Here is a 16,801-nt window from a genome sequence, read left to right on the forward strand (position 1 = left end):
ACTCAGGCGGCCGTCGTCGTCAGGGGCTCCCACCAGGCCGGGTTCTCCCGGTACCAGGCGATCGTGGCAGCCAGCCCCCGGGCGAACTCGACCTGGGGCCGGTAGCCGAGGGCACGCAGCTTGGAGTCGTCGAGGGAGTAGCGGCGGTCGTGGCCCTTGCGGTCGGGAACCCGGCGTACCGACGACCAGTCGGCGCCGCAGGCCTCCAGGATCAGTCCGGTGAGCTGATGGTTCGTCAACTCGGTGCCGCCGCCGATGTTGTAGACCTCGCCGGGCGCGCCCTCGGTGAGCACCAGGTCGATACCGCGGCAGTGGTCGTCGACGTGCAGCCAGTCGCGGACGTTGAGTCCGTCGCCGTACAGCGGGACGGTGCCGCCGCGGGCGAGAGTGGTCACGAAGTGGGGGACCAGCTTCTCGGGGTACTGGTAGGGGCCGTAGTTGTTGCTGCACCGGGTGATGCCGACGTTCAGCCCGTGGGTGCGCGCGTAGGAGCGCACCAGCAGGTCGGCGCCCGCCTTGGCGGCGGCGTAGGGGGAGTTGGGGGTCAGCGGCCACTCCTCGGTCCAGGAACCCGACTCGATGGAGCCGTACACCTCGTCCGTGGATACGTGCAGGAACCGGCCGACGCCGGTGTGCAGGGCCGCCTGGAGAAGGTTCTGGGTGCCGAGGACATTGGTGGTGACGAACTCGGCGGAGTTCTGGATCGAGCGGTCGACATGGGTCTCGGCGGCGAAGTTGACGACCGCGTCGACCCCGGTGAGCAGTTCCGGTACCAGGTCCGGGTCGCCTATGTCGCCCTGGACAAAGCGCAGTGCCGGATGTCCGAGAACGGGGTCGAGATTCGCGGTGTTTCCCGCGTAGGTGAGCTTGTCGAGAACGGTGACCTTATCGGCGTTGACGTCGGACCGGCCGTTCAGGAGACGGCGTACGTAATTACTCCCGATAAACCCGGCGCCGCCTGTCACTAAAACGTGCATGGCAGAAAGACCTCCGATTGGTTGAAGCATCGTAGAACATCGAACATACCTGCGCAACGGCGTGATCATGGAGCTGTGTGGTCCGCTGCCGGGAGGAGCGGCCGCCGGAAACATGCCCGTTGGTAATGAGCTTCTAAAGCTCTGCACCTCAGCCCGCTAAGCGGAGTACTTGATTCCGAGGAGGGGGTGTCGCATGTGAATTATTTGTTACGGACCGGATTCCCCGTGGCGGCGTCGATGAGTTTTTTTAAGTGCTTGCGTCGGGGAGTTGAATGGTCTTAGTTTCCATTGCCATGGAGCATTCCTTAACCGTCGATCCCGCCGCCCTTGTCGAGGCCGGCACCGAGGTGGGAGCCGGTTCGGCCGTCGGGCCCGGTGCCTGGATCCGCCACGGCACGGCCCTGCACGGCTGTGTGGTCGAGGGCGGGGTGTTCGTGGGATTCCGCTGCCGGATCGGCCGTGCGCGGATCGTCTCCGGCACCCAGATCGCCTCCCTGGCCCGCATCGGCCGGCCCGGTGCCGCACCCGTGCTGGTCGAGGCCGCGGCCTGGATCGGTGCCCGGGCCGTCGTCGAGCCCGGTGTCCGGATCGGCCCCGGCGCGGTCGTCGCCGCGGGCGCGCACGTCACCGCGGACGTGCCGGCGGACACCGTCGTCGTGGGGCGCCCGGCCCGGGTGCTGCGTCGGCGCGAGGTGGCCGAGGACGGCCCGCCCGAGTTCGGTGCCATCCTCGGCCGGGTCCGCGCCCGCCTCGACTCCAACCGCAGGCCGCTGCCCGCCGGTTGGACCTCGGGCGGCGGCGGAGTCCTCGACGCCGATCTCTCCGGCGGGCCCGACGTCCGCCTGGGGGCCGGGGTGATCACCATGGGCCGCGCCGACGGCCCCTCGCCGCGCGGCGGGCTGCGCTGCGGCCCCGGCGTACGGATCGGCGACCTGGCCGTCCTGGAGGCGTCCGACGGCATCGACATCGGCGCCGGTGCCGAACTCGGCCCGGGCGTCCTGGTCGTCTCCAGCGGTCACGACCTCACCCGGCGCTCCCTGCCCTGGCAGGGCGGCCCGGTCTCCATCGGGGCGGGCGTGCGCATCGGCGCGGACGCCACCCTCGTCGGCCCCTGTGTCCTCGGCGACGGCGCCGAGGTGACCGCGGGTGCCGTCGTCGTCGGGAACGTCCCCGCCCGGCACACCACCTCCGGAGTCCTGGAGAGGAACCCGTCATGAGGATCGTCTTCGCGCCCGCGCCGACCGGCTCGGGCCACAACATGCGCTCCCTCGCCCTCGCGCGCGAGCTGCGCCGCCAGTCACCGGACGCCGAGCTCACCGTCCTGCTCGGCTCCCTGCAATCCACCTTCGGGCCGCTCTTCGAGGCGGCCGGCGTCAAGACCGTCGACATCGCGGGCGGTCTCGTCGACCACGCCACCAGCTCCAACCTCACCCGTGAGCTGGACTGGCAGAGCTACATCAAGGGCTATGTCGCCCCGGCCTTCGTCAACGGCGAGCGGGTGCTGGGGTATCTGTCCCACTACCAGGACCTGGCGCCCGACCTGGTGGTGAGCGACTACAACATCTCCGCCAGTATGGCCGCCGCCATCGCCGGGGTGCCGCACGCCCTGGTCACCGAACGGTACGACTTCACGCTGCTCCAGATCGACGACCCCACCCTGGAGGCGGCCGGATTCCACGTCGACCGCGAGGACCTGCGGCGCGGCCGCAACTCCCTGCACACGGTCTTCGACTGGATCGTCTCCACCGCCGAGATCGTGCTCACCGACAAGCCGTACGTCCCCGAGCTCGACGCCGGCACCTCGGTCGCCGCCGCCCTGGCCACCGGCCGGGCCGTCTTCACCGGCCCCATGATCCGCGAGATACCCGAGCGGTCCGACGGCAGTGCGGTGCGCGCCTCCCTGGGCCTCGGCCCCGGCCCCCTGATGGTCGGATCGGTCGGCGGCACCAGCATGTTCTGGGAGAACAAGCAGCGCGTCATCGAGTCGTACATCCTCGCCCACCGGCGTCTGAAGCGCCTCCACCCCAACCTCCAGCTCGTGCTGCTGGGCCGGGAGTGGGTGGAGGCACCGGACGACGTGGTGGTCCTCACCTATCTGCCCGACTGGATGCCGCTGCTCCAGGAGGCCGACGTCCTGCTGTCGGCGCCCGGCTGGATCACCGTGACCGAGGTGGCCGCGCTGCGTGTGCCCACGGTGTTCGTGCTCAGCAGCCTGGCGGAGTACCACGAGGTGGAGGCCTCCGACCGGCTCGGCCGGCTCGGCTTCCCGTCCCTGATCGCGCCCGCGGCCGACCAACTCGCCGACGCGGTGCGGCCGTTCATCGGAGCCCGGAGCGGCGTCCCGTCCTCCGCGCACCTCGCCATCGCCCCGGAGGGGCGGGGTACCGCCCGCGCCGCCGCACTGCTCGCCGACGCGGCCCGCACGGCCCGCTCCGGATCGCGGCCGGTCGAGGGGGCCCTGCGGTGAGCGAACCCCCGTACGGCGACGTCTCCCTGATCGCCTCGGCCACCCGGATGCTGCTCGCCGGGGACGGCTCGACCACCCTGCTCCTCGAAGCCCTCCTGGACGCCCCGCTCACCGTGCACGTCGAACGTCAGGAGCGGGTTCCCGTCCGGGAGTTGAGCGCCACGGCCGTCCGTGCGCTCGGCCTCCCCGCCGACGGCACGGCGGTACGGCGTAGTTCGGTCCTGCGCACCCCGGAGGGGCGGGCGGTCAGCCGCAACACCGTGGTCTTCACCGCGCCGCCGGCCGCCTGGTCGGGTTCCGCGGAGGACCCGGCCCCGCTGGGCCTGCGGCTGCGGCAGGGGCGTACCCGGCAGCACCGGGAGATCCTCTCGTCGGGAACCGGTGAGTGGCCGGAGGACGGGCGCCCGCGTCCGTGCGCGTACAAGGAGTACGTCATCACCTGCGACGACGGTGTACGGCTCTACGTCCACGAGCGGTTCAGCCCCGACCTCGTCCGTCCGCTGCCGGACGCGGGACGGGACGACCCGCTGCCCCGTACCGGCTGAACGCTCCCTGGCCACCCGGCTTCCGCCCTGCTACGATTCCGGCTTATTCGATGTTTCACGAACAACGAAGATGCCGTGCGACGACGAGGAGTCACCTCTTGAGCGCCCCTCCCTCCTTGCGCACCTTCGTCCTGGAACAGTTCCTGGACGCCGACGCCCGCCTCCCCGCAGTCCTCGGCCGCGACGCCGCCGACGTGATCACCCCCGACCGCACCCTGCGCGACGCGTCCCTCGCCCTGCTGGTCCTGCCCGGCCCCGACGACTTGGACCTCACCGCCCGACTCCTCGCCGCCCTGCGGGAGTTCACCGACCCCGAACAGCCGGGCTTCCGTGAACTTCTGGACGTCACCGGCGCCGCACACCCGGTCGGCGACATCCGCACCCCCGCCACCCAGGCCCTCGCCGCCTGGGCCCTGCACCGGGCGGGCGTCCTGCTCTACGACGCCGCCCTCACCGCCGAAGCCCGCGAGCGGCTGGACCGGGTCACCGGGGCCGTCCTGCGCCACGACTGGCCCGCCCGCCTCGACCGCTCCTGGAGCACCGTCCTGGACGGGGCGAGCCCCCTGGAGGACACCGCGCTCCTCGTCCTCGCCGCCGACGCCGTCACTACCTCCGACGCGCCGTTCCTCGACACGGCCGCGCACCACCTGGAGCGGTACGTCCACGGCGACGGCGTCTGGGCCGCCCTCACCCCGCGCGGCGAACCGGACACCCTCCACGGCCACCGCGCCCGGGCGAGCGCCCTGGCCGCCCTCGCCTGGACCGCACTGCACCGGCGCGGCCACAGCGCCGCCGCCGACCGGGCCCGCCGGGCCCTGCTGCACATCCAGGCCCACCACGGCCACACCGGCGCCCGTGGCTACTGGGACCGCAGCGGCGCCGACTCCGTGGTCCGCGTCGACCCGATCGCCGCCCTGCACGGCAGGCCCGACTCGCCCTTCCCCGCCAAACTCGTCGCCGACCACGCCCTGCTGGCGCTGGCCGCCCGCCGCACCGCCGCCCTCATGACCGGCGACGACTCCGGCGTCCCCCACGACGACGACACCGCCGTACGCCTCAAGGCGCTGGCCGAGGACGCCGCCGCCGAGGTCGAGCGGTACACCGACGTCCGGGCCGGCGGGGTCTTCCAGGGGCAGGGCAGCTGGTTCTCCACCCCGGTCGACCCCACCGTCCCGCTGGCCCGGCACGTCCTGGTCCCGCCGCGCAGCACCGGCTCGTTCGCCGTCGGCAACACCACCTATGTGCCCTTCCACGGCAAGCACGCCCACACCCAGCTGCTCGCCCTGTGGGCGCTCGGCGACCGGGTGCCCACCGCACCCGCCGCGCCCGCGCTCACCGAGCCGCCCGAACCGGACCCCTTCGACAACGACCTCGGCCATGTCACCAGCGCGCCCGTCACCGACGGACTGGTCGACTTCGCGGCGTATCTGCGCTGGCTCAGGTCCACCCAGTCCGGCCTCGGCTACGGCCTCACGCCCTACCGCGCACCCCTCGGCCTGCGCTCGGACCGCACCGCGCAGACCTTCTCCGTGCTGCACGTCGTCTCCGACCTGCTGGCCCTCGGCGAAGAGGTCCCGGACGTGCCCGGCGTCCTTCGCGGGGTCTTCGCCACCCAGAACCCCGACGGGGGCTTCGGCGAGCAACCCTCCCTGCCCTCCGAGACGTTCACCACCTACTGCGCCGTCCTCACCGCCGTCGTCCTGGGCGGCGGCGACCACCCCGACTTCGACCGCGACGCCTGTGTGCGGTTCCTCAAGGACTGCCAGCGCCCCGAGGGCGGCTTCGGCAACGCGCCCGGATTCCCCGCCGACGCCTGGCACTCCCACCTCGCGACCCTCACCCTGGTCGCGCTCGACGCCCGGCCCGAACGCCCCGACGACCTCGTGGCGTTCCTCCTGGCCTGCCAGAACCCCGACGGGGGATACGGCAATCTGCCCGGCTCGCCCTCCGACACGTTCGCCACCTTCCGGGTGGTGGGCGCGCTGATCGCGCTCGGACTGCGCCCGCCGCACGCCGAGCGGACGTCGGCCTGGCTGCACGGCCTCCAGACCGAGGCAGGCGGCTTCCGCTACCGGGACGGCTCGGTGGAGAGCTTTGTCGGCTCCTACCACGCCATCGGGGCGCTCTACATGCTGGGCGCCCTCCATTCAGGCCCCGCCGACACCGACGCCTGCGTGCGGTGGATCGCGGTCCGGCAGAGCGCCGACGGCGGCTTCTCCCGGACACCCGGCGGGCCGTCCGAAACCACCGACGAAGGGTTCATCGCGGTCCAGGCCCTTCACATGCTCGAAGGGAAACTCAACCGCTCCTGGGCGGTGATGATGACATGACCAGTGTCTCCTCCACCTCGGCCCCCGTCGCCGAGACCACCGGCCCCGCGCCGAGGACCGTGTCCCTGCTGGCCTTCGCCACCATGTTCGTGATCGGCACGGACACCTTCCTCGTCGCCCCGCTGCTGCCGACCCTGTCCCACACCTTCGACGTCTCCGGCGACGTCTCCGGCTGGATGGTCAGCGCCTACGCCCTCGGCTACGCCCTGTTCGCCCTGATCGCCGGGCCCCTCTCGGACGGCCGGGACCGCCGCCGGGTGCTGCTCGGCGGGCTCGTCGGATTCATCGTGACGACCGCGCTGTGCGGCTTCGCCCAGGGCTTCTGGACGATGATCCTCTTCCGGTTCCTGGCCGGTGTGAGTGCCGCGTTCGTCTCCCCGCAGATCTGGGCCTCCATCCCGGTCCTGGTCCGGCCCGAGCTGATCGTGCGCACCATGGGCTTCGCCACCGCCGGTCTGTCCATCGCCCAGTTCGCCGGAATCCCGCTCGGCAGCTGGCTCGCGGCCGTCTCCTGGCACCTGCCGTTCTGGACGATCGGCGGTGTCTCGCTCCTGCTGTGGCTGCTGCTGGCCCGCTACTTCCCGTCCGTCCCCGGCCGCCCCGGCGCGGCGGGCGCCGGCCCCCGGCACATCCTGCGCACCTACGCCACCATCCTCGGCTCCGGCCGGCTGCGCTGGTACCTCCTCGGCTACCTGGTCTTCCAGACCGGCAACTTCGAGGCGATCTCGTTCTACGGCTCCTGGTTCACCAAGGACTTCGGGCTGAGCGTGGGCTCAGTCGGCACGGCGATGATGGCGGTCGGCGCGGGCAACGTCGTCGGCTCGCTCTTCGGCAGCCGGTTCGTCGCGCGCCTCGGCCTGTACCGGTCGTTGCTCCTCGCCGTCCTCGTCATGGGCGCCCTGTACTGCGTGGTGCCGCTCTCCCCGAACCTCGCCACCGCGCTCGTCCTGCTTGCCCTGGTGATGATGGTCGCCGGGTTCGTCTTCCCGGTGTTCATGAGCATCCTCCAGCAGCAGACCGAGACCGCCCGCGGCACCGTCTCCTCCCTCGCCAACGCCGCCATGTACGTCGGTACGACCATCGGCGGCGCGGTCGGCGGTGTCCTGCTCGCCAAGGGCCACGGCTTCTGGGGCGTCGCCGGCTTCACCGTCGCCGCCTATCTGGTCTTCCTGGGCGTCTACACGGCGGCCGGGGCGTTCCGGCGTAAGGAGGCCGCCGCCGTATGAGCACGGCCGTCCTGTTCGACCGGTACGGCACACCGGACGAGCTGTACGCCACCGACCTGCCGGTGCCCTCCGCGGGCCCCGGCGAGGTCGTGGTCCGCTACCTAGCGATCGGCGTCAACCCGATCGACTGGAAGATCCTGCGCGGCGACCTGAGGGCCCACCTCCCGCTGGACCTCCCCGGCGCCTGCCTGGGCGTCGAGGCGGCCGGCGTGGTCGTCGAAGTGGGCGCCGGGGTACGGCGCTTCAGGGTCGGCGACCGGGTCGTCCGGCACGGCCGGCCCGGCACCTACCGGCTCCACGAGGCCGTCCCGGCCGCCCAGGAGGCCGACGAACTCACCGCCTGGCCCGACCGGTTCGACGCCGAGCAGGCCGCGGTGCTGCCCGTCGCCGCCGGCACCGCCTACTCGGCACTGCGCCAGGTGGGTCTGCGCGCGGGCGAACGCCTCCTGGTGCACGGCGCGTCCGGCGGAGTGGGTCTCGCCACCGTCCAGCTCGCCCTGCTCATCGGAGCCGCGCGGGTCGTCGGCACCGGCTCCGCCCGCCACCACGACCTGCTGCGCCGACTGGGCGCCGTGCCCGTCGAGTACGGCGCCCAGGAGGCCGAACGGCTCGCGGAACTGGGCCCGTTCGACGCGAGCATCGACTGCGCGGGCGGCCTCGGGCCCGCCGGGACCGCCGTACGGCTGGTGACCGAGGCGGCCCGGCGCGTCACCATCGTCGCCGACCCGGCCGTACAGGCGCTCGGCGTGCCCTACCTGGAGCACGTCCCCCTCGAACTGGCCTCCACCCTCGATCTGATCGGCCACAGTCCCTTCGAACTCCCCATCGCCGCACGCCTTCCCCTCTCCCGCGCCGCCGAGGCTCTCGCGCTGGGGGAGAAGGGCGGGCTCGGCGGCAAGATCGTGCTCGTTCCCCCCACTCCCGGAGAGGCCGCCCCCACCCCTCGACAGGACGCCTGACCGGCACCGTCCCCCCACCCCCGAACAGGACACGCACCATGACCTATCGCTATGACGCCGACCTCGCCGAGGCCGCCGGGAACTTCGGGGTCTTCGACCTGACAGAACCCCCGAGGACCCGCGCCACGCTGATCGCGGCCGGTGCCGCGCGGCCCGCTCCCGACACCACCGGCGTCGAGGTGACCGACCTGGAGGCCCCCGGCCCGGAGGACAACCCCCGGGTGCCGGTACGGATCTACCGGCCCGCCGGCACGACGGACGACCTGCCGGCGGTCCTCAACATCCACGGCGGCGGTTTCGTCATCGGCCGGATCGAGGTCGACGACGACACCTGCCTGGACATCGCCCGCCGGGCCGGCGCCGTCGTCGTCTCGGTCGGCTACCGGCTCGCCCCCGAACACCCCTACCCGGCGGGCCTGCAGGACTGCTACGCGGTCCTGGAATGGCTGGCGGCCCGGGCCGGGGAACTGCGCGTGGACGCGGACCGGATCGCGGTCCACGGCATCAGCGCCGGCGGCGGACTCGCCGCGGCGGTGGCCCTGCTGGCCCGTGACCGGGGCGGGCCGAAGCTCGCCTTCCAGTATCTGGACCTGCCCGAACTCGACGACCGGCGGACCACCCTGAGCATGGCCCGGTTCACCGACACCCCGGGCTGGAACACACCGAACGCCGAGATCAGCTGGCACCACTACCTCGGTGAACGGGCGGGCGCCGACGACGTGCCGGTCTACGCGGCCCCCGGCCGGGCCAAGGACCTGTCGGACCTGCCGCCGGCGTATGTGACGGCGCTGGAGTACGACCCCTGCCGGGACGAGGCCGTGGCCTACGCGGAGAGCCTCTTCGCGGCCGGGGTGCCGGTCGAGACCCACGTCTTCTCCGGGGCGTACCACCTGGCCTATCTGATCCCGACGGCGAAGGTGTCGCTCCGGCGGGCGGAGGAACGGATCACCGTGCTGCGGACGGCGCTGCACGGCTGACCGCGTGGGGCGCCGGGGGGTCGCTTCCGGCGCCCCGCCCCGTGTTCTATGATCGTAGAACCTTGAAAGAGGGTGCATCGGGGGACAGGACGGACACCGACGAGCGAGACGAGGAGGGTGGGTATGCGCGCCGGACTCTTCCACCCCGACCGGGACGAGATCTCTCTGGACCGGGTACTGCACGCACTGAGCGATCCGATCCGCAGGGACATCGCCCGGGTGCTCCACGAGGAGGGCTCGCGGGTCTGCGGACAACTGGACTACCCCATCGCGAAGTCCACGCTCTCCCACCATCTCAAGGTGCTGCGCGAGTCCGGCGTCATGCACACCGAGGTCCGCGGCACCACCCGGGTCATCACCCTCCGCCGCGACGACATCGACACCCGCTTCCCGGGCCTCCTGGACGCGGTGCAGGTCACGGCCCCGGACACGGCCCTCGCCCGCGTCTGAGGGCCCCGCCGGCGTCCCGAGTGGCGCGGCGCGCGCGGAGGCAGGCTGCCGGAGGAAGACCCGCTCGGGGAACACACCCGGGAGGACCCGTGCCCGTACCGACAGCCGTGCCCGTACGGCGCCTGATCGCGGCGCTCCCCCTCTGCTGCGCCCTCCTCGCCGGCACCACCGCCTGCTCCCGCGGCGCCGTTGCCGCCCAGGACACGGCGGCCGTCGTGGCCGTCGCCGCCGACACCCCCAGCCCCAGCACCTCCGCCGAACGGCAGAAGTTCGCGGGCCGGGGCGACGTACCAGTGGATGGTGAAGCCCTGGAAGGCCGGCAAGTTCAAGGAGGGTGCGCACGGGCGGAAGTTCGCGCTGGTCAAGGCGGGCCTCGCGGGTGCTTTCGCGTACGACGGGCTGAAGGCCGCCACCCGCAACGCCCAGGGCGACCCCACCCTCTCGAAGGCCCTCACCCCGCTCGGCGCGGGGATCGCCGCTCTCAAGGACCTGCCGTCCAGACTCCGCAAGGGCGAGTCGGCCGACTCCACGGTGAGTTCCTTCGACGACATCATCAACAAGGTGAAGGACGCCGGGAAGAGCGCGGGCGCCGAGGTCACCGACAAGGTGTCGTCGGCCGGCGAACGGACGGCCGTTCCTAGGAGTTGAGTTCGGCGAGGACTCGGAGCGTCGCCCGGTCGGGGGCCAGGGCCAGCAAGTCCGTCACCGGCCCCTTCCGCCACAACTCCAGCCGCTCGGTGATGCGTTCACGCGGTCCGACGAGCGAGATCTCGTCCGCGAAGGCGTCGGGCACGGCCAGCACGGCCTCCTCGCGCCGCCCGGACAGGAACAGTTCCTGGATGCGCCGGGCCTCTTCCTCGTACCCCATGCGAGCCATGAGATCGGCGTGGAAGTTGCGGGCCGCATGCCCCATTCCGCCGATGTAGAAGCCGAGCATGGTCTTCACGGGCAGCAGGCCTTCGCGGACGTCGTCGCAGACCCGGACCTGTGCCATGGGGGCGACGAGGAAGCCGTCGGGGGCATCGGTGAGCGAGGCCTCGTACACCTCGGGGCGGGTCGGCGACCAGTACAGGGGAAGCCAGCCGTCGGCGATACGGGTCGTCTGCGCGACGTTCTTCGGCCCTTCGGCGCCGAGAAGGATGGGAAGGTCGGGACGCAAGGGGTGGGTGATGGACTTGAGGGCCTTCCCGATGCCCGTCCCGTCCGCGCCGCTGTACGGATGGGAGTGGAACCGCCCGTCGAGCACGACCGGCCCCTCCCGCCTGAGCACCTGCCGTACGACGTCCACGTACTCCCGGGTCGCGGTCAGCGGCGACTTGGGGAACGGCCGCCCGTACCACCCCTCCACCACCTGCGGCCCCGAGAGCCCCAGCCCGAGCATCATGCGCCCGCCGGAAAGGTGGTCGAGGGTGAGGGCGTGCATGGCGGTGGTGGTCGGGGAGCGGGCGGCCATCTGTGCAACTGCCGTTCCCAGCTTGATGGTTGACGTCTGAGCTGCAATCCAGGTCAGGGGAGTGAAGACGTCGGATCCCCACGACTCGGCGGTCCAGACGGAGTCGTATCCGAGCCGCTCGGCCTCCTGCGCGAGCGGCAGGTGGTCGGGGGAGGGGCCGCGGCCCCAGTAGCCGAGGGCGAGACCGAGTCGCATGAGGCCTCCATCAGATAACTGACGGTCAGTCAGGTACGGGGCTGGGATCTGCGACTGTACGACAACGGCCCCCCGCCCGGAAGGGCGAGGGGCCGGTGGTTGCTCGTTCGGCGGGCGTCAGCCGCGCTGGATCCCGGAGGTGTCCTGCAGCACACCGCGGCGGCCGTCCTGCGTCTGGGCGACCAGGGCCGGGCCGCGCTGCTCGACGGCCAGGTACCAGGTGCCTGGTGCGAGTTCGGCGATCGGCGTGGGCGAACCGTCCTCCGCGAACAGCGGCCGCGGCACGGGCACCGCAAACCAGAACGGCGAGAAGTCCCCGGCCGGCGGCTGCGGAGCCTGCGGCTGCTGTGCCTGCTGGGGCTGGGCACCATAGGGCTGACCCGGCTGCGGCTGCCCGCCGTAGGGCTGCTGCTGTCCGGCGCCGGGGTAGCCGTAGCCACCGGGGGGCTGGGCGCCGTAGGGCTGGGGGGCCTGGGGCTTGGGGGCGGGCATCAGGGCGGCCTGGAGCGGGGGGAGCAGCGGCGTGGCGATGGCGGCGCCGGCCAGGACGAGGGCGGCGACGAAGCCGAGGATGAGACCGGCGGCGGGGCTGGTGTTCTTGCCGCTGTCCACCAGGTACCAGAACAGGCTCCACGCCACGAGGACAGTGAACGCCGTGCCCACCGCTCCGAGGTCGAGGCCGACGACCTTGCGCGGCTGCGGAAGCGCGCGGTTGACGACGATCAGGGCGGCACCGATGACGCCACTCATGTAGACGCCCAGGCCCACGCCGAGGCTGTCCCACGCGTTCACGTCGAGGTCGTAGCCGGAGAGGGTGTAGGAGTTGAGGAACGACGCGATGAACAGCAACACCGCTGCCCCGATCACCACGCCGTCGCCTCGTGTGAGGGAGCGGATATTCACTTCAGGTCCTTCGTAAGTCGTCTCGTCGTCGGTAGACACTATCGTCCGCCCGACCAAGGCGTCCGCCGGGATCAGCCCGCTGATCACGAACCGTGCAGGAAGCTCACGATTCCATCAGAAATTCCTTGCGCGGCCTTCTGTCGCCACGCACCGCTGGTGAGCAGTGCCGCGTCCTTGCTATCGCGCATGTTCCCGCATTCGATGAACACCTTGGGAACCGTTGACAGATTGAGACCGCCCAGGTCCTTACGCGTGACGAGGCCGGTGCCGTCGCCGATGTAGTTGGAGGGCGGTTCTCCCGTGACGCGGACGAAGTTGCCCGCGATGCGCTCGCCGAGGCTGGCGGAGGAGGCGACGATGGGGCGGGTGTCGGCGGCGCCCGCGTGGACGGAGCCGGGAAGGATGACGTGGAAGCCGCGGTTGCCGGCGGCGGAGCCGTCCGCGTGGATGGAGATCGCTGCGTCGGCGTGGGCCTTGTTGCCGATCTGCGCCCGCTGGTCCACGCAGGGGCCCCAGGCAGGGGAGTTGCCGTCGTGGGTCAGCTTCACCGTGGCGCCCTGCTTCTCCAACAGGGCCTTGAGGCGGTGGGACACGTCCAGGGTGAACTGGGCTTCGGTGTAGCCCGAGTTGGTGGACGTACCCGTCGTGTCGCACTCCTTCTTGTTCGTGCCGATGTCCACCTTGCGGTTGATCTCGGTGGCGTGCTGGAAGTTGCCGGGGTTGTGGCCCGGGTCGATGACGACGACCTTGCCCTTGAGAGGGCCGGAGGCGGCGGGCGCCGACGAGGTGGGGGAGGCGAGGGTGGGCACCGGGCTGCTCGGGTTCTTGTCGTCGGCGGCGGCGGGAGAGGAGGCGGGCGCGCCGGACGTCGCCGTCCCGGACGTCCGTACGGTCGCCTGGGCCGCCCCGCCGCCGTCGTTCCCACTCCCGCCCACGGCCTCGTACACCAGCCACCCGAGCAAGGCCCCCGGCACGAGTGCGGCGACCGCGATGGTCAGGGGGCTGCGACGGGGGCGGCGGGGTTGGGGAGGATCGAAGTCCGGGCCTACGTACGACACGTGGCCACCCTACGGGGCGTCCATCCAATCCGCTGGGACCTCGAGTTCTTCGACTCGCCATAGGTGGTACAGGGATCCTGTACCGGCGTGGTACCTTTCTTCGGTACGCTATGGGAGGAGAGTGCACACATGTCGATAAGTGCCACCGAGGCCAGGAGGACGCTGTTTCCTCTCATCGAGCGCGTGAACACCGATCACACCCCCGTGAGGATCAGCTCGAAGAGCGGCGATGTCGTGTTGATGTCGGCCGACGACTACGACGCGTGGCAGGAGACGGTCTATCTGCTGCGCTCCCCTGCCAACGCCAGACGCCTCATGGAGGCGGTCGCGCGCGACAAGGCGGGCGAGGCGGCTGTCGCGAAATCGATGGATGAACTCCGCGACCTTGCCGGAGGCGAGGAGTGAGGAGTGTGTCCTTTGACCCGGATGGGTGGGAGGACTTCCTGTACTGGCTTGCCGCCGACCGGAAGACGGCCCGGAGGATCACGCGGCTGATCGGCGAGATCCAGCGCACCCCGTTCGAAGGGATTGGCAAGCCGGAGCCACTGAAAGGTGAGTTGTCCGGTTACTGGTCTCGGCGGATCGATGACGAACACCGTCTCGTGTACCGGGCAGACGACAAAGAAGTGAAGATCCTCAAAGCTCGCTATCACTACAGCTGAGACTGGTCGGAGGTCACATGCCTGCACCTGTTCGCCGCAGTACGCGCAGCGATCCGGTGACCGAGACCTCCGTGAAGGCGCCGGAGTCGAGAGCTCGCAGGTAGACGCGGTACGGCGCCTGGCCGGTGAACTCGTCCTTCGGGTCCGGGAAGACGTCGTGGATGAGGAGCAGCCCGCCTACGGCCACATGGGGGGCCCAGCCCTCGTAGTCGGCGGTGGCGTGCTCGTCGGTGTGGCCGCCGTCGATGAAGACCAGGCCGAGGGGGGTGCCCCAGAACGACGCGACCTGCGGCGACCGGCCCACCAGTGCCACCACGTGCTCCTCCAGCCCCGCGCGGTGCAGCGTCCGCCGGAAGGTCGGCAGCGTGTCCATCAGGCCGATCTCCGGGTCGACCGTCTCCGGGTCGTGGTAGTCCCACCCCGGCTGCTGCTCCTCGCTGCCGCGGTGGTGGTCGAGGGTCAACGCGGTGACCCCGCTCTCGCGGGCGGCGTCGGCGAGCAGGATCGCGGAGCGGCCACAGTACGTACCGACCTCCAGCAGGGGCAGCCCCAGCGCGCCCGCCTCGACGGCGGCGGCGTACAGGGCCAACCCCTCGTCCGTCGGCATAAACCCCTTCGCTGCCTCGAACGCAGCCAGGATCTCGGGCTTGGGAGCGGCCGCGGCCATGGGTGTCCTTCCAGTCGTACGCACGTCTGCGGCCCCATGCTGCCGCACCCGCGGCCGGTGATTCGACAGGGGGTGCGGCAAAAGGCTTTTGGCTTTTAGGGGCGCGGGGAACTGCGCGACAAGCCACAACGAACCCGCAGACGCCAGGTGGCCCGGCGCGGCACCCCGCTGGGCGCTAAGCGGTCACTGCCTCGCCGGGCAACGACAGATCCACGTCCACAGTCGCCTCCCCGGGATGCGTCGCGGAAGAGGCAAGCGGCCCATGCCCCACCGCCCGTGCGGCCAGCACATACGCCCCCTCGGCCGGTACCGCCAGCACATAGCTCCCGTCCTCGTCGGAGACCGCCGCCCCCGCCTGCCGGCCACGCCGATCGATCAGCGTGACCTTGGCCCGGGCCACCGGAACCCCGTCGGCACCGAGCACCCGGCCACGGAACCCGCGCAGCACTTCCTCCGCCCGCTCCACGACGGCGTCGTCCTCCTCGCTGCTCGCGCGCAGCTGCGGCGCCCGGTTCGGCTTCGGCAGGAACAGGGCCATCAGCAGACCGACGGCGACCGCGCCGGTCGCGATCAGGAAGGAGACGCGGAAGCCGTGCATGGTCGGGATCTCGACCCCGCCGACGTTGTTCGCGGTGTTGGCCAGCACCATGCCGATGACGGCGCTCGACACCGACGTACCGATCGAGCGCATCAGCGTGTTGAGGCCGTTCGCCGCGCCCGTCTCCGACGCCGGGACGGCGCCGACGATCAGCGCGGGCAGGGACGAGTACGCGAGGCCGATGCCCGCGCCGAGCACCACCGCGATGACCAGGCTCTGCCATGCCGCGCTCATCAGGCCGAGCCCGGCGCCGTAGCCGATCGCGATGATCAGCATGCCGAGGATCAGGGTGACCTTCGGGCCGTACTTCGCGGACAGGCGGGCGTAGACCGGCGCCGTGAACATCATCGTCAGGCCCAGCGGGGCCACCAGCAGGCCCGCGACGACCATCGACTGGCCGAGGCCGTAGCCGGTCGCCTTCGGGAGCTGGAGCAGCTGGGGAAGGACGAGGGAGACGACGTAGAAGGAGACACCGACCATGATCGAGGCCAGGTTGGTGAAGAGCACCGCCGGGCGGGCCGTCGTCCGCAGGTCCACCAGCGGCGCGGCCACGCGCAGCTCCATCACGCCCCACAGGACGAGTACGACGGCCGACGCGGCGAACAGGCCGAGCGTGGTGCCGGAGGTCCAGCCCCAGTCGCTGCCCTTGGTGATCGGCAGGAGGAAGAGGACCAGACCGGCGGAGAGGCCGAGTGCGCCGAGCACGTCGAAGGAGCCCTCGGCGCGCATCGGGGACTCCGGTACGACGAGGAGGGTGAGGAGGATCGAGAGGGCGCCGAGACCGGCGGCGCCGTAGAAGAGGGCGTGCCAGTCCGCGTGCTGGGCGATCAGGGCCGCGAGCGGCAGGGCGAGGCCGCCGCCGACGCCGATGGAGGAGCTCATCAGGGCCATCGCCGAGCCGAGCTTCTCGCGGGGCAGCATGTCGCGCATCAGGCCGATGCCGAGCGGGATGGCGCCCATGGCAAAGCCCTGGAGCGTACGGCCGGCGATCATCGTGAGCAGTTCGCTGGTGAGGGCGCTGATCAGGGCGCCGACCACCATCACGGCGAGGCTGAGGATCAGCATCCGCCGCTTGCCGTAGAGGTCGCCGAGGCGGCCCATGATCGGGGTGGCGACGGCTCCCGAGAGAAGCGTCGAGGTCAGGACCCAGGTGGCGTTGCTGGGTGCGGTGTCCAGCAGCTGCGGCAGGTCCTTGATGACCGGGACGAGCAGGGTCTGCATCACCGCGACAACGATGCCCGCGAAGGCGAGCACCGGGACCACGGCCCCGCTCGCCCGCCGGGCGGGCTGTTCGGTCGTCGTGTGCGTCATTGAGTGAGGCCTCCAGGCCGTAC

At 71.4% G+C, this 16,801-nt stretch carries 16 protein-coding genes and 1 pseudogene; 11 read left to right on the forward strand and 6 right to left on the reverse strand.

Features of this window, described 5'->3' with window-relative positions; translation table 11 throughout:
• Positions 1-2: 2 nt before the first annotated feature.
• On the reverse strand, positions 3-977 hold the full coding sequence (gene rfbB / locus IH68_RS0110610; protein ID WP_030932069.1) for a dTDP-glucose 4,6-dehydratase: 975 nt from the start codon (positions 975-977) through the stop codon (positions 3-5).
• A 293-nt stretch (positions 978-1,270) separates the two neighbouring features.
• Between rfbB and IH68_RS51710 the strand changes: the two genes are divergently transcribed.
• From IH68_RS51710 to IH68_RS49730, 9 genes and pseudogenes are all read left to right on the forward strand, one after another.
• Entirely contained in the window at positions 1,271-2,194 is a 924-nt protein-coding gene (locus IH68_RS51710) for an acyltransferase (protein WP_051833348.1), read from the forward strand.
• Positions 2,191-3,444 (forward strand): hypothetical protein, encoded by a 1,254-nt coding sequence (locus IH68_RS0110620; protein ID WP_051833350.1) that lies wholly within the window; start codon positions 2,191-2,193, stop codon positions 3,442-3,444. Before IH68_RS51710 ends, IH68_RS0110620 begins: the two co-directional genes overlap by 4 nt.
• Positions 3,441-3,989, forward strand: coding sequence for a chorismate pyruvate-lyase family protein (locus IH68_RS0110625; RefSeq protein ID WP_051833352.1), 549 nt, complete (start codon positions 3,441-3,443; stop codon positions 3,987-3,989). The genes IH68_RS0110620 and IH68_RS0110625 overlap by 4 nt, the downstream gene beginning before the upstream one ends.
• Positions 3,990-4,087: 98 nt before the next feature.
• On the forward strand, positions 4,088-6,319 hold the full coding sequence (locus tag IH68_RS0110630; RefSeq protein WP_159403664.1) for a prenyltransferase/squalene oxidase repeat-containing protein: 2,232 nt from the start codon (positions 4,088-4,090) through the stop codon (positions 6,317-6,319).
• Positions 6,316-7,545, forward strand: coding sequence for an MFS transporter (locus IH68_RS0110635; RefSeq protein ID WP_030932089.1), 1,230 nt, complete (start codon positions 6,316-6,318; stop codon positions 7,543-7,545). The genes IH68_RS0110630 and IH68_RS0110635 overlap by 4 nt, the downstream gene beginning before the upstream one ends.
• Positions 7,542-8,504 carry an NADP-dependent oxidoreductase gene (locus IH68_RS0110640; protein WP_051833356.1) on the forward strand — a complete coding sequence of 321 codons (963 nt, stop codon included), beginning with the start codon at positions 7,542-7,544 and terminating at the stop codon, positions 8,502-8,504. Before IH68_RS0110635 ends, IH68_RS0110640 begins: the two co-directional genes overlap by 4 nt.
• Positions 8,505-8,542: 38 nt before the next feature.
• Positions 8,543-9,481: an alpha/beta hydrolase gene (locus IH68_RS0110645; RefSeq protein ID WP_030932093.1), complete on the forward strand. Its 939-nt coding sequence runs from the start codon at positions 8,543-8,545 to the stop codon at positions 9,479-9,481.
• Positions 9,482-9,604: 123 nt separating this feature from the next.
• Complete coding sequence (locus IH68_RS0110650; protein ID WP_030932095.1) at positions 9,605-9,931, forward strand: ArsR/SmtB family transcription factor; 327 nt, start codon at positions 9,605-9,607, stop codon at positions 9,929-9,931.
• A gap of 107 nt (positions 9,932-10,038) precedes the next feature.
• Positions 10,039-10,579: pseudogene (locus IH68_RS49730) on the forward strand (hypothetical protein).
• Here the strand turns inward: IH68_RS49730 and IH68_RS0110660 are convergent.
• The 3 genes from IH68_RS0110660 to IH68_RS0110670 all read right to left on the reverse strand — a co-directional run bounded on the left by IH68_RS0110660 (position 10,569) and on the right by IH68_RS0110670 (position 13,540).
• Positions 10,569-11,579 (reverse strand): LLM class F420-dependent oxidoreductase, encoded by a 1,011-nt coding sequence (locus tag IH68_RS0110660; RefSeq protein WP_030932098.1) that lies wholly within the window; start codon positions 11,577-11,579, stop codon positions 10,569-10,571. The pseudogene IH68_RS49730 and the gene IH68_RS0110660 overlap by 11 nt on opposite strands.
• A 117-nt stretch (positions 11,580-11,696) precedes the next feature.
• On the reverse strand, positions 11,697-12,482 hold the full coding sequence (locus tag IH68_RS0110665) for a DUF5336 domain-containing protein (RefSeq protein WP_030932100.1): 786 nt from the start codon (positions 12,480-12,482) through the stop codon (positions 11,697-11,699).
• A gap of 83 nt (positions 12,483-12,565) precedes the next feature.
• Positions 12,566-13,540, reverse strand: coding sequence for an N-acetylmuramoyl-L-alanine amidase (locus IH68_RS0110670; protein ID WP_030932102.1), 975 nt, complete (start codon positions 13,538-13,540; stop codon positions 12,566-12,568).
• A gap of 129 nt (positions 13,541-13,669) precedes the next feature.
• Between IH68_RS0110670 and IH68_RS0110675 the strand changes: the two genes are divergently transcribed.
• Both IH68_RS0110675 and IH68_RS0110680 read left to right on the forward strand, forming a co-directional pair.
• Positions 13,670-13,945: a type II toxin-antitoxin system Phd/YefM family antitoxin gene (locus IH68_RS0110675; protein WP_030932105.1), complete on the forward strand. Its 276-nt coding sequence runs from the start codon at positions 13,670-13,672 to the stop codon at positions 13,943-13,945.
• Positions 13,942-14,202 (forward strand): Txe/YoeB family addiction module toxin, encoded by a 261-nt coding sequence (locus IH68_RS0110680; protein WP_030932107.1) that lies wholly within the window; start codon positions 13,942-13,944, stop codon positions 14,200-14,202. The genes IH68_RS0110675 and IH68_RS0110680 overlap by 4 nt, the downstream gene beginning before the upstream one ends.
• Before the next feature lie 13 nt (positions 14,203-14,215).
• On the opposite strand, the gene IH68_RS0110685 is transcribed toward IH68_RS0110680, so the two are convergent.
• Entirely contained in the window at positions 14,216-14,869 is a 654-nt protein-coding gene (locus IH68_RS0110685) for a class I SAM-dependent methyltransferase (RefSeq protein WP_030932110.1), read from the reverse strand.
• Between the two features lie 175 nt (positions 14,870-15,044).
• Positions 15,045-16,778, reverse strand: coding sequence for an MFS transporter (locus IH68_RS0110690; protein WP_030932113.1), 1,734 nt, complete (start codon positions 16,776-16,778; stop codon positions 15,045-15,047).
• Positions 16,779-16,801: the final 23 nt, after the last annotated feature.

Origin of the sequence: Streptomyces sp. NRRL S-646 (assembly GCF_000720765.1) — a bacterium.
GTDB lineage: Bacteria > Actinomycetota > Actinomycetes > Streptomycetales > Streptomycetaceae > Streptomyces.